This window comes from Parahoeflea alexandrii, assembly GCF_024105735.1.
Classification (GTDB): Bacteria; Pseudomonadota; Alphaproteobacteria; order Rhizobiales; family Rhizobiaceae; genus Hoeflea; species Hoeflea alexandrii.
On record NZ_JAAAML010000002.1, the window covers coordinates 146,161 to 158,654 of the forward strand.

A 12,494-nucleotide genomic window follows, 5' to 3' on the forward strand; every position below is an offset into this window, starting at 1 on the left:
CCCCGGGCAACGCCTTTTCTCCACCGGAATGGCGCACTCACGCATGAAGATGTCCCCCTTCTGTTTTCAGCCGTTCCACTGAAACGGCGAGAAGCTCGGCGATATGCCCGGCCCATTGCTGCTGGCCGGCATTATCGGAAATGAGATCATTGCGGATCTCGAGCATGACGTTGGCGATTTCCCGGGTCAATCCATGACGCTTGAGCGTATGGGTCACGCCGTCCGCAGGCCCATAGGGATAGTTCCGGCTGACCTTTTCAAGCTTCATCGACGCGGCTGCCTCAAGCATCCCATCGGCGAGCCGGCGGTCTTCATCGTGCAGTATTCCCAAAAACCCTTCGCGCGGCCTGCCAAAATAGACTGGCGTAAACGAATGGATGGTGACAAGCACCACGCTGCGACCCTGCGCCAGCCGCGCATCGATCAGCGCATCGATAGCCTGATGAAACGGATGGTACAGTGCCCTGGCCCGGCGCGCCTTGTCCTCGGCGCTGAGCCCGGCATTGCCCGGGATCTCGTAGATCTCGCTTTGCTCGGGATAGGCGCCGGCAGATTCCGGCGGGCGGTTGCAATCATAGGCAAGCCGTGAAAACCGCTGCAGGACAAGCGCGGCATCAAGGCGCTCCGACACCAGCTCCGCCACGCGCTCGGCGCCGATGTCCCAGGCGATGTGGCTTTCCAGCGCTGCGCCATCGAGCCCCAGGGTGCCGAGCGACTTCGGCATGGTTTTCGACGCATGCTCGCAGATCAGCACAACGTCGCTTGCCCCGCCGGGACGCAGCACGGCAAAGGCAGGCCCCTCTGATGGTTCGATCAGCGTTTCGTCGTGCATTCGGTAACGGGTCCCCGGCTGCCATGGGCGGCAAATTTCCTATTCGTAACATTGATTAGGATTGCTCTTCCTTTGTCAATCCTGTAATTTTTATTACATATTTCGGAGTTCTGGAACGGGGATCGACATGGCCATTCGCGAACAGGTTCAGACAGCACTGGGAACCCTGCCCGGCGCCGAGAAGAAAATCGCCCACGCCTTCCTTGCCAATTATCCCAGCATCGGCCTGTCGACGATCGCCGAGCTTGCAGCACTTGCCGGTACCAGTGCCCCGACGGTGCTGCGCTTTGTCTCCCGGCTGGGTTTCGAATCCTATCCCGAGTTCCAGCGGGTGTTGCGCAACGATGTGCAGGCGCAGCTGATGTCGCCGCTCGAACGCGCCCGCACCACCGGGCCCGACATCGACAATCCGGCGCTCAAGGCCAGTTTTGCCGGCATCACGGCCAATCTCGCGGCCACACTGCGGGCAGTACCCGAAAGCGAGTTCGAGGCCGCCTGCGACTTGCTCTCCGATCACAAGTCCGCCTGTTACTTGCTGGGTGGCCGGTTCACAGATACCATCGCCGCCTACATGGCTGCGCATCTGCAGATCATCCGTCCGAATGTCAGGCATTTTGACGGGCAGACATCGACCTGGCGCGACCAGCTGCTCGATGTGCGCCCCGGCGATGTCGCCGTCCTTTTCGATATCCGCCGTTACCAGTCCGACCTGGTCCGTCTGGGAGAACTGCTCGTCGAGCGCAAGGCCCGCATCCTGCTGATCACCGATCCCTGGCTGTCGCCGATCGCCCGCTCGGCGCGTGTGGTGCTGCCCTGCGTGGTCGACGCCAACCGCACCTGGGATTCGAGCATCACCCTGATGGCGGTCGCAGAAGCGCTCATCGACCGGGTCTCCCGCGCCCAGTCTGAAGCGGCGCGCGCCCGCATGCAGGCGCTCGAAGACATCCACTGGAACAACCTCCCAGGCCGGTGATGTTATCATTCATGCCTGCGCGGGCATGCCTGCACGGGAACCATCAGACGGGCGGCGGGCAACGTGAGCAAGCTTGCGCAAACCGGCGCTATCCACTACCCATCGAACATGGATCAGCAAACCGCATTGGACGCCTTTTCGGCCCTCAGTCAGGAAACAAGACTCGCCGTTTTCCGGCTGCTCGTATCCGCCGGTCCTGAAGGCATGACCTCGGGCGAGATCGGCGAAAGCCTGAATGTCCGCCAGAACACCATGTCGACCAATCTCGGCATTCTGCTCAAGGCCGGACTGGTGCGGCGCGAACGCGACGGACGCAATGTCCGCTATCATGCCGATCACACAGGCATCAGCGGTCTTCTCGGTTTTCTGCTGGAAGACTGCTGCGGCGGCAACCCCGACCTCTGCCAGCCCATCATCCGCCAGCTGTCCTGCAACTGATTACGCTGTCAGGGCGAAGACGTCGCCCGCCGGTACAGGTGCCAGGTCGCATGCCCCATCACCGGCAGCACCAAGAGCAGCCCGGCAAACACCGGGACGAGTGCCACCAAGGTGCACACGCCGACGATGAAACCGAAGCCCAGCATCGGCAGTGGATTCTTCACCACGGTCGCGATGCTTGTGATCATGGCCGTGACGAAATCGACTTCCCGCTCGGCCAGCATCGGCAGCGCGATCACCGTTGTAGAAAACAGCACCGTCGCCAGGAACGCCCCGACAAGCGTGCCGACCATCAGGAATCCCCAGCCTTCCGGCGTCGACAACACGATATCGACAAACCGGTCCCAGCTGGAGAACGACTTGAAGCCCAGAAACAGCGCCAGCAGCAGGCGAACCTGGTAGACCCAGATCCAGAAGATGAACATCACCACGAAGGCCATCCAGCCAAGCTGCCGCTCGCGCTGGTAGAAGACCTGCGCCAGAACGCCCTTTGCGGTGATCGGCTCACCCATCCTGCGCCGGCGGCTGACTTCGTAGAGTCCCACCGCGACAAACGGGCCAAGCAGCGGAAATCCGATGGCCAGCGGGATGATCATCCATGGCGATCCGATGCGCGTCAGAAACGCCAGGATCAACAGGCCGCCGGCCATGTAGATCGCCCCGAAAAAAAGGCCGTAGCCCGGATGCGCCTTGAAGTCGTTCCAGCCGTCTTTCAGGCTCTCGCGCACATCATCCAGCGAGAGTTCCCTGATATGCGGCGCGCCCGCCGGATTGTCTCGAACCAGTTCCCCTGTCTTGTTGGGCATGATGTCCTCCCTCATTCCCCCTCGAACCAATGTGCAATTGTGCCCAACCACGCATGCTTCGACAATGATCCTGATCAACAAAGCGGCATATCCCGGTCGAGGAAAGGAATTCCGCCGTATCGGTATCGGCAGCACATCGCGCATTCCCACGCTGCGTGGCCGTCCGGTCTGGTAAAATCGCGGGAAAACACTACTTATGGTGGGCACGCCGCGATCCCGGTTCTGCCTTCTGCCTGCGATCGTCGAGAGCCAGACCGGGAGTATCACATGTCCGCCATCATCATTGCAGTGCTGGTCCTTGCCACCGCGTCGACCGGCGCCCTGTTCAAGCCGGGAGAATGGTATCAGGAACTGCGGCGCCCCAGCTGGACGCCGCCCAACTGGGCCTTCCCCGTTGTCTGGAGCATACTTTATCTGGCAATCGGCTTTGCCGGCTGGCTGGTGTGGGAAGCGCAGGGCATGGGGCTCGCAATCGCCTTGTGGCTTGCCCAACTGGTCTTTAATGCCGCCTGGTCATGGCTGTTCTTCGGACGCAAGCGTATGGATCTGGCATTCGTGGATGTCTGCCTCCTGTTCCTGACCATCATTGCCTTCATTCTCGCTGCCGCTCAGGTTTCGCAAACAGCCGCCCTGCTGTTCCTGCCCTACGCGGCCTGGGTCGCGACAGCGGCAACTCTCAACCGTGCCGTCTGGCGCCTCAATCCCGATGCCGCCCCGGCCTGAAGCCACGGAAAGATATCGTCACGGATGAGGTCGCCATTGGCTCTGCCTGTACAGGTTCCAGCCATCAAACCGCTTCCATTTCACACTCCCGCGTTTTAGGAAGTGAGCACACCGGAGGCCCGGCCTTCCCAGATCGCAACCGAGGCAAGCATGACCAGTTCCCCCTTCGTTGTACCGCAGGCCCGCCGCGGCAGTGTCGCAGTCGACGTCGGCGGCGTTATCGTGGGTGGTGGCGCACCCGTGGTGGTGCAGTCGATGACCAACACCGACACCGCCGATATCGACGCCACCGTTGCCCAGGTCGCAGCCCTGCACCGCGCCGGCTCCGAGATCGTCCGGATCACCGTCGACCGCGACGAGAGCGCTGCCGCGGTCCCGAAGATCCGCGAGCGCCTCGAACGGCTCGGTCTCGATGTGCCGCTGGTTGGCGATTTCCATTACATTGGCCATACCTTGCTCGCCAACCACCCTGCCTGTGCCGAAGCGCTGGCGAAGTACCGGATCAACCCGGGCAATGTCGGCTTCAAGGACAAGAAGGACCGGCAGTTCATCGAAATCATCGAAATGGCCATCCGCTACGACAAGCCGGTCCGTATCGGCGTCAACTGGGGCTCACTCGACCAGGTCCTGCTGACGCGGCTGATGGACGAGAACGCCGCCAACGGATCGCCGCTGAGCGCCCGCGATGTCACCCGCGAAGCGATCATCCAGTCGGCGCTGCATTCGGCGGCTCTGGCCGAGGAAACCGGCCTGCACCGCAATCGCATCATTCTCTCCGCCAAGGTCAGCCAGGTGCAGGATCTGATCGCCGTCTATTCCGAACTGGCGCGCCGCTCCGACCACGCGCTTCATCTGGGCCTCACCGAGGCCGGCATGGGCTCGAAGGGCATCGTCGCCTCCTCCGCGGCCATGGGAATCGTCCTGCAGGCGGGCATCGGCGACACCGTCCGTGTCTCGCTGACGCCGGAGCCCGGAGGCGACCGGACCCGCGAAGTCATCGTCGCCCAGGAACTGCTGCAGGTCATGGGCTTCCGGCAGTTTGTGCCGGTGGTCGCCGCCTGCCCCGGCTGCGGCCGCACCACCTCCACCGTGTTCCAGCAACTGGCGCGCACCATCGAGGATGATCTGAGACGCAACATGCCGCTCTGGCGTGACAAATATCCGGGAGTCGAAGGACTTCAGGTCGCCGTCATGGGCTGCATCGTCAACGGTCCCGGCGAATCCAAGCATGCCGACATCGGCATCTCGCTTCCCGGAACGGGAGAGAGCCCCGCCGCACCGGTCTTCATCGATGGCAAGAAGGCCGCAACCCTGCGCGGCCCGAAGATAGCCGATGATTTCCAGGCCATGGTCGCCGATTACATCGAGAAGCGCTTCGGCGCGTCCGCCTGACAGTATCCGCGGGACGGACTTGCCGGTCGCACCGGCGGCATTCAGGCGGAACGCGCCCTGTTCTGATCGCAGGGAAGCCAGCGCTCGATCATCGCACCGAGTTTTTCCGGCGAGATCGGCTTGGACAGGTAATCATCCATTCCGGCGGCAAGGCACCGGTCCTCATCGCCCTTGAGCGAATGCGCGGTGACGGCAATGATCGGTGTCGGGACCAGGCCCTGGCTGCTCTCGATCTCGCGGATGGCCTGGGTCGCTTCCAGCCCGTTCATCTCGGGCATGGATACATCCATCAACACGATTGTCGGCCTCAGGTCGCCCCACATCCTCACCGCTTCACGCCCGTTGACAGCAAGATTATGCGTCAATCCCAACCCGTCCAGTGTCTGCTGGAACACGATCTGGTTGATCGGATTGTCTTCCGCCACCAGGACCAGCGGTTCGCTCCGCTCCGCATCAACCGGCCTGACCTCGACGACCGGCTCAAGTGGCTCGACCACATCTGGCGGTGGTTGCTGAAGGGCCGGTTCCGGGGCGGGTCTCGCCATCGGTGCAGAAGCCTCGGTATTGACCTTGGAGCTTTGCAATGCCGTCTCGACAGTGGTCCGCAATTGCGCGGTCCGGACCGGCTTGGTCAGTTGCGCGAAGATATCGAGATGATTGAGCGCTGCGAGCTGGTCCGCCTGGTCGACCGAGGACAGCACAAGGATCGGTGTATCGGCAATCTCCGGTTCGGCGCGGATGGCGCTGGCCACTTCGGCGCCGGACATGCCCGGCATCTGGAAATCCAGAACCACGAGATCGATGCCGATCCCCAGCTTCGAGCGTGCATGCCGCAACAGGTCGAGGCCGATCTCCCCGCCTTCCACGGCCACGCAGTCAAATCCCCAGTCACGGATCTGCTCGGTCAGGATCATCCGGTTGATGGCATTGTCGTCAATCACCAGGACGCGGCGACCGGATGAAGGCTGGGAAACCGGCTCGGCGGCAAGGCTGCTCTTCGCATCCACATCCATCTCGATGACGAAACTGAAGGTGGAGCCGACCCCGACTTCGCTCTCGAGCTCTATCTTGCCGCCCATCATCTCCACCAGCCGGGTGGCGATTGCCAGACCAAGCCCGGTGCCTTCATGCTTGCGGGTCGAGGACCCGTCGACCTGGCTGAATTTCTCGAAGATGGTGGCCTGCTTGTCGGCAGGTATTCCCATCCCCGTGTCACGCACGGCAATGGAGATCGCCAGCCGCTCGGCAGCGTCGACCGGTGCAACCTTTTCCCAGTTGATCTCGACCATGACGTGGCCCTGATCCGTGAACTTGACGGCGTTGCCGACCAGGTTGGTCAGGATCTGCCTGATCCGCCCCGGATCGCCGATCAGCTTGTCCGGCAGACCAGGCGCAATCCGGACCACCAGTTCGATGTCCTTTTCCACCACCCGCGCCGACATCAGCGTCGCCACATCCTCGGTTGTATCGACGAGGTTGAAAGGCTTCGGATTGAGCGTCATCTGGCCGGCATCGATCTTGGAGAAATCGAGAATGTCGTTGATGATTTCGAGCAACGCATTGCCGGACTTGAGGATGACATCCGTGAAGGTGCGCTGTCGCGTATCGAGCTCCGTGCGCGTCAGCAACTCGGCCATTCCGAGAACCCCGTTCATGGGCGTGCGGATCTCGTGGCTCATCGTCGCAAGGAACTCGGATTTCGCCCGGTCGCCCATCTGCGCCTTGGTCAGCGCCGCATCGATCTCGCGCGTCTTGTCCTGCAGCCGCTTGATCATCTGGCGGATGATGATGTCGATGGGAACGAAGACACCCAGGCCGGTCACGAGGAGCACGCCGATGGTGGCCAGGAGGTATCTTTGCAACAGTGCGCCCTGCGCCAGCGATTGCATCGCCAGGTAGTCGCGGAACTGTTCCTGCACGAACAGGTTGGATGGTTGAATCACCTCTTTGAACATCGCCGAGATTTCGCGGCCCGCCCAGTACATGTCCTTTTTGGTCTTGGCAGCGTCCAGACGGTTGGCCCCGAGCATCTGCCGGTGATTGAGGAACGGGTCCTCGTTGGTCATGTAGCGCGATTGTGACTGGATCTTGTGCGTCAGGCCACCAGGCAGTTCGTTCCACTTGTCATTGAGGTGCTTAATGTCCCACCGGGCCCGTTCGAAACGGAATCGCAGGCTCGACAGGGCGGAAACGATGTCGGGATCGACGGGCAGGTTTTCCCGGATCTGGCGTTTTTCCGCAAGCGAGAGACCATCCAGCCGAATGTCGACATCCGCCTGGTGATCCACATAGGTCTGCGCGAGCCGTTCGGTTCGGTCGGCTATGGCGCGCAGGGCGTGATCAACTTCCGCAAGCTCGGTCGAGACCGATCCGACCTGCTGGATCAACCGGTTGCGCTCACGTTGCTCGAGAAAGAAGAACGTGCAGATCACGGCGATCGCCGTCAACGCGGCGATGTAGCCGATTCTCAGCGTGATCACCGATCGCCGCGCGACAGCGGTTTCATCCTGTTCTTTGCGTTTGTCAGTCATGTCTCTGGCAACATCCGTTTGACCGGATATTGCCGCGAGATCGTTAATTAAAAACCTACAGGCGAGCACTTCCTTGAGGTTTAGACCGGCGCGAGATCCCCCGACACCGGGATCAGCTCTCCCGTCTGGCGATGAAACGTGCAGCCTGCCGCAATGTCTCGGCTTCTGGTCCAAACGGCTCAAGCAGGGCTGCCGCTTCCTCCACCAGCCCGTCAAGCCTTTGCCGCACGGCGGCAACGCCATGCAGCGAAACCAGCGTTCCTTTGCCCCGTCCGGCGTCCTTGCCCGCAGCCTTGCCAAGGGTCGCCGTATCGGAGGTCACATCGAGCAGGTCGTCGGCCAGCTGAAACGCCAGTCCGACGATCTCTCCGAACCTGGTCATCCGGGCCAGTGTTTCGTCATCGGCCCGCGCGGCAAGAGCCCCTGCCGCACAGGCATAACGCAGAAGCGCGCCGGTCTTCATCGCCTGCAGCCTGACGATACCCGCCTCGTCCGGCGTTACCCTCTCCGCATCCAGGTCGAGCGCCTGGCCTCCGACCATGCCGCCGATACCGGCCGCCCGCGCCAGCTGGTTGACCAGCTGCAACCGGGCTTCCGCCGGCAGCGCAGTCTCCGGCGACGACAGGATGTCGAATGCCAGTGTGAGCAGTGCATCCCCGGCGAGAATCGCCGTTGCCTCGTCAAAGGCGACATGCACCGTCGGCTGACCGCGTCTGAGATCGTCGTCATCCATCGACGGCAGGTCATCGTGAATGAGCGAGTAGCAGTGAATGCACTCGAGTGCTGCAGCAACGCGCATGGCAGCGGGTTCGGGCGCACCGAGAAGACGTGAAGTCTCGACAACCAGGAATGGCCGCAACCGTTTTCCACCGTTGAGAACGCCATGCTGCATCGCTGCAAGCAGGTGAGCCGGACGGGCGATTTCTCCGTCAAGCAGGGTATCTGACAGCAGCGCTTCAAGCGTTGCCGCCACCTTTTGCGCGGTGGTTTCAAGCCGCGCGGCGAAGCTATGGGTCGAATCCGGGTTCATCGCGATCTCATGCCATGCGGTGATGCGGGCGGCAACGGTTTGTTTGACGCTTTCTCCCTTGGTGACAGTCAGCGGCTTCTCGCAGATCCGGGCTGCACTGGTCTGGTCTTGAGCCGGCAAGATCGCTATGCACGCAAGGCAGACTTCCCGGACACGGTCTTGCGCAAACAGGAAAACCAGGTGGCCAGACAGAAAACCAGCCCGACCTCGAGGTCGCCGCAAAAACCGGGCAAGCCGCCACGCCGCTCCCTGCTGCGGCGGCTGCTGCTGTGGTGCCTTGCCCTTGTTCTTTTGCTGCTGTTGCTGCCCTACCTGCTGATCCCGCTCTACAAGCTGCCGGAGATCCGTCCGGTCTCCACGCTGATGCTCGCCGAAACCCTTTCCGGCCGCGCCTATGAACGCCAATGGGTCGGTTTCGATGACATCGCCCCGGTTCTGGTGCAATCGGTGATGATGTCGGAAGACGGCCAGTACTGCGCCCATTCCGGCGTCGACTGGGAGGCGCTCAATCTCGTCATTGACGATGCTCTGGAGGGCGAGGTCACCCGCGGCGCCAGTACCATTCCGATGCAGACGGCAAAGAACCTGTTCCTGCCTTCCACCCGGTCGGTTCTGCGCAAGGCACTGGAGATTCCGATCGCGATGTGGATGGACGTTGTCTGGTCAAAACGACGGCTGATGGAGATCTATCTCAACATCGCCGAATGGGCGCCGGGCATCTACGGCATCGAGGCGGCCTCACAGGCCTATTTCGGTGTCCCGGCGGCAAAGCTCTCGGCCCGACAGGCGGCATTGCTTGCGGTCACCCTGCCCAATCCGATCAAGCGCAACGCCGCCAACCCGTCGCGCGGCATGACCCGGCTGGCCGGCGTCATCGAGAAGCGCGCCAGCCAGTCCGGAGCCTACATCAAATGCCTTTATGATTGAGTTCAATCGAATTGGCTTTTCCGGCCGTTTTGCGCGTGCCAGATATTGGCAGCCAATCAGCACAAGGTACCCGACATGACCGACCCGGTTCTCTACATCGGCAACAAGAACTATTCATCCTGGTCCTTTCGCCCCTGGATCGGAATGCGCACCGCCGGCATCGCCTTCGAGGAGAAGCTGGTGCCGTTCGACATGGGCGCCGGCAATCCGGCGTTCAAGGCGTTTTCGCCGACCGGCAAGGTGCCGGTCCTGGTCGATGGCGATGTGACCATCTGGGAATCGCTCGCCATCCTCGATCATGTCGCCCGCAGGCACCCTGAAGCCGGGCTCTGGCCTGAAAACTTGAACGACCGCAGCAAGGCGATGGCGATGAGTTCGGAAATGGTGTCGTCCTTCTCCGCCCTTCGCTCGGCCTGCCCGATGAACATGCGCCGCGAGCGCAAGCCGATCGAAACCACCCCTGCCATTCTTGCCGACGTGGCCCGCATCCAGTCACTATGGAGCGGCTGCCTTGAGAACAGCGGCGGCCCGTTTCTGTTCGGCGCGTTTTCGATTGCAGACGCCATGTTCGCTCCGGTGGTCAATCGTCTTGATGTCTACGCCTTCGAGACCGGGCCGGTCGTGACGGACTACATGGCGCGGATGAAGGCGCTGCCGGCCTGGCGCGAGTGGGAAGCCGCGGGCCGGGCGGAGCCCTGGGTCGTCGCCGAGGACGAAGCATGAGGCTCTTGCCTCGGTGAGCAGCGATGGCATGGCCGAGCGTGAGTCAAAAAAACACGCGCACCGCTGGTCAAACCTGCAAATGCCATGTATAAGCCCGGCAAATTTCCGAAATCGGCATGTGTCAGTTTCGGCCCTTGGGTCGACCTTTGGACATGCCTGTACGCTCAATAGGAGTTTATAATGGCTGTTCCGAAGCGCAAAACCACCCCATCCAAGCGCGGCATGCGCCGTTCCGCTGACGCCCTCAAGGCCCCGACCTATGTCGAGGACAAGAATTCCGGCGAACTGCGCCGCCCGCACCACATCGATCTGAAGACAGGCATGTACCGCGGCCGTCAGGTGCTGACGCCGAAGGAAAGCGCATAAGCTTTCTCAAAGCTTTGATGGCTTGAAAGCCGGTCCTCGCGGGCCGGCTTTTTTCGTTTGCCCGGCGGCTTGCGAGCCCCCGCCTGGGGAGACCCGCCTCACCAACAAGGGCCTGAAACGCAAAACGCCCGGGAACCGAAGTTCCCGGGCGAATTCAACTCAGAGCGACCAGCCTAACCAGCCAACCTCTGGTGTGGCTTTTCAGGCAGCTTCGATGGTCGAAACTGCAGTCTTGCCTGTGCGGCGGTCTTCGGCGGTGTCGAAGGAAACCTTCTGGCCTTCGGCCAGACCGCGCATGCCAGCACGCTCAAGTGCAGTTGCATGGACGAAAACGTCCTTGCTGCCGTCGTCAGGTGCGATGAAGCCGAAGCCCTTTTGATCATTGTAGAATTTAACGGTACCGGTTTTCATGGGGGAAGTCCTTTATGTCCATGAATGTAATTTCCGGCGCAAGCGCTCTTCAAAGCGCTCGGCGCAGGCGTTCGTCATCGAGTTTAAGTGAAGTGTTGAGCGTGTCTCCGCCTCGGGCGGTGAGCGACCAAGTCGTCCGGTCCAAAAATCGATAGGCAGTTCATACACTGGTTTTCGCTTCAACACAAGCAAAAGCGCGATCACCGCCCGAGCAGGCCGCAGATCCCGGCCCGCCAGCATGATCCTGCCTCGCAATACCGGTCCCGATCAGGCTGCAACAGCCATACCTGCGACCCGATCACGCACCGCGCGGAACGGCACCAGCTGCCGCCGCTCTTCGTCCCACAGCGCCAGCGGCACGCAACGCAAGCTCTGCCAGAATGTCAGCCGGCCAATCTCGGCCAGTTCCGGAAAATCCTTGAGAACCTGCGGCAGACGATAGAATGGAATCCGGCTCGACAGGTGGTGTACATGGTGAATGCCGATATTGCCCGTCATCCACATCAGCGGCTTGGGGAGATCATAGAATGAACTGCCGTGCAGGGCGGCATATTCGCGTTCCCACTCCGGCGCATGATCCCAATGGGTCGGATCGAACTGGTGCTGCACATAGAACATCCAGACACCGATCGAGGCGCCGATCAGCATGATTGGCAAATGGATGATCAGGAATGCCTTGAAACCGACAAGCAGACCAAGCGCGACCCACATCACCACGATCGCAAGGTTGGTCGCCATCACGCTCTTCCAGGACATGAGCCCGTCCTTCAGCGCGGTGACTGGCAGACGGTGCTGCAGCATGAAGATGAAGGCCGGTCCCAGTCCGAACATGACCAGCGGATGCCGGTAAAGCCGGTATTTCCAGCGCCCGGCATTCGACAGGGCCAGGTATTCCTGAACGGTCAGCGTATCGATATCGCCGATGCCGCGCCGCTCGAGATTGCCCGAACCGGCATGATGGATCGCATGCGAACGCCGCCAGTAGTCATAAGGGGTCAGCGTGATCACGCCGAGGACCCGTCCGACCCGGTCATTCCATTTCGCGGTGGTGAACATCGAGCCGTGACCGCAGTCATGCTGGATGATGAACAGGCGCACCATGAGAAAGGCTGCCGGGATCGCCAGCGCCAGGGTCAGAAGGATGCTGTAGGAGAGGGCAAACCACATCAGCGCCCAGACAGAAACCAGAAGTCCGAAGGTCAGCACCGTCTCGAATGCGCTCCGCCCATCACTCGGCAACCTGTAGGGTTGCAGACGCCGCACCCACTCCCGCGCTGATCCTGTCACCATCCGTAATTCTCCCGAAATTGTTCCTCGTCTGCCGGATATTATTGACTGCACC

At 61.5% G+C, this 12,494-nt stretch carries 13 protein-coding genes; 7 read left to right on the forward strand and 6 right to left on the reverse strand.

Features of this window, described 5'->3' with window-relative positions; translation table 11 throughout:
• Positions 1-37: 37 nt before the first annotated feature.
• Complete coding sequence (locus GTW23_RS10390; RefSeq protein ID WP_252915693.1) at positions 38-832, reverse strand: N-formylglutamate amidohydrolase; 795 nt, start codon at positions 830-832, stop codon at positions 38-40.
• 127 nt (positions 833-959) lie between these two features.
• On the opposite strand from GTW23_RS10390, the gene GTW23_RS10395 reads away from it, so the two are divergent.
• Both GTW23_RS10395 and GTW23_RS10400 read left to right on the forward strand, forming a co-directional pair.
• Entirely contained in the window at positions 960-1,805 is an 846-nt protein-coding gene (locus tag GTW23_RS10395; protein WP_252915695.1) for a MurR/RpiR family transcriptional regulator, read from the forward strand.
• A 108-nt stretch (positions 1,806-1,913) separates the two neighbouring features.
• On the forward strand, positions 1,914-2,243 hold the full coding sequence (locus tag GTW23_RS10400) for an ArsR/SmtB family transcription factor (protein WP_152011722.1): 330 nt from the start codon (positions 1,914-1,916) through the stop codon (positions 2,241-2,243).
• 8 nt (positions 2,244-2,251) lie between these two features.
• On the opposite strand, the gene GTW23_RS10405 is transcribed toward GTW23_RS10400, so the two are convergent.
• Entirely contained in the window at positions 2,252-3,049 is a 798-nt protein-coding gene (locus GTW23_RS10405; RefSeq protein WP_152011260.1) for a DUF2189 domain-containing protein, read from the reverse strand.
• A 267-nt stretch (positions 3,050-3,316) separates the two neighbouring features.
• Here GTW23_RS10405 and GTW23_RS10410 point away from each other — a divergent pair, with 267 nt between their 5' ends.
• Both GTW23_RS10410 and ispG read left to right on the forward strand, forming a co-directional pair.
• On the forward strand, positions 3,317-3,772 hold the full coding sequence (locus tag GTW23_RS10410) for a TspO/MBR family protein (protein ID WP_252915696.1): 456 nt from the start codon (positions 3,317-3,319) through the stop codon (positions 3,770-3,772).
• A gap of 150 nt (positions 3,773-3,922) precedes the next feature.
• Positions 3,923-5,164, forward strand: coding sequence for a flavodoxin-dependent (E)-4-hydroxy-3-methylbut-2-enyl-diphosphate synthase (gene ispG, locus GTW23_RS10415; protein ID WP_152011258.1), 1,242 nt, complete (start codon positions 3,923-3,925; stop codon positions 5,162-5,164).
• Between the two features lie 41 nt (positions 5,165-5,205).
• On the opposite strand, the gene GTW23_RS10420 is transcribed toward ispG, so the two are convergent.
• Positions 5,206-7,695: a hybrid sensor histidine kinase/response regulator gene (locus tag GTW23_RS10420; RefSeq protein WP_252915698.1), complete on the reverse strand. Its 2,490-nt coding sequence runs from the start codon at positions 7,693-7,695 to the stop codon at positions 5,206-5,208.
• Positions 7,696-7,807: 112 nt separating this feature from the next.
• The gene (locus GTW23_RS10425; protein ID WP_252916300.1) at positions 7,808-8,725 is read right to left on the reverse strand and encodes a polyprenyl synthetase family protein; all 918 of its coding nucleotides are present in this window, start codon (positions 8,723-8,725) and stop codon (positions 7,808-7,810) included.
• 249 nt (positions 8,726-8,974) lie between these two features.
• Between GTW23_RS10425 and mtgA the strand changes: the two genes are divergently transcribed.
• The 3 genes from mtgA (at position 8,975) to rpmF (ending at position 10,741) form a co-directional block, all read left to right on the forward strand.
• Positions 8,975-9,652, forward strand: coding sequence for a monofunctional biosynthetic peptidoglycan transglycosylase (gene mtgA, locus GTW23_RS10430; RefSeq protein WP_244615493.1), 678 nt, complete (start codon positions 8,975-8,977; stop codon positions 9,650-9,652).
• A 75-nt stretch (positions 9,653-9,727) separates the two neighbouring features.
• On the forward strand, positions 9,728-10,375 hold the full coding sequence (locus GTW23_RS10435) for a glutathione S-transferase family protein (protein ID WP_252915699.1): 648 nt from the start codon (positions 9,728-9,730) through the stop codon (positions 10,373-10,375).
• A gap of 180 nt (positions 10,376-10,555) precedes the next feature.
• A complete protein-coding gene (rpmF, locus tag GTW23_RS10440; RefSeq protein WP_097106820.1) occupies positions 10,556-10,741 on the forward strand; it encodes a 50S ribosomal protein L32 in 186 nt (61 codons plus the stop codon).
• A 201-nt stretch (positions 10,742-10,942) separates the two neighbouring features.
• On the opposite strand, the gene GTW23_RS10445 is transcribed toward rpmF, so the two are convergent.
• Together GTW23_RS10445 and GTW23_RS10450 are read right to left on the reverse strand one after the other, a co-directional pair.
• Entirely contained in the window at positions 10,943-11,152 is a 210-nt protein-coding gene (locus GTW23_RS10445) for a cold-shock protein (protein ID WP_152011254.1), read from the reverse strand.
• A 267-nt stretch (positions 11,153-11,419) separates the two neighbouring features.
• Positions 11,420-12,442 carry a fatty acid desaturase gene (locus GTW23_RS10450; RefSeq protein WP_252915701.1) on the reverse strand — a complete coding sequence of 341 codons (1,023 nt, stop codon included), beginning with the start codon at positions 12,440-12,442 and terminating at the stop codon, positions 11,420-11,422.
• Between the last annotated feature and the right edge of the window lie 52 nt (positions 12,443-12,494).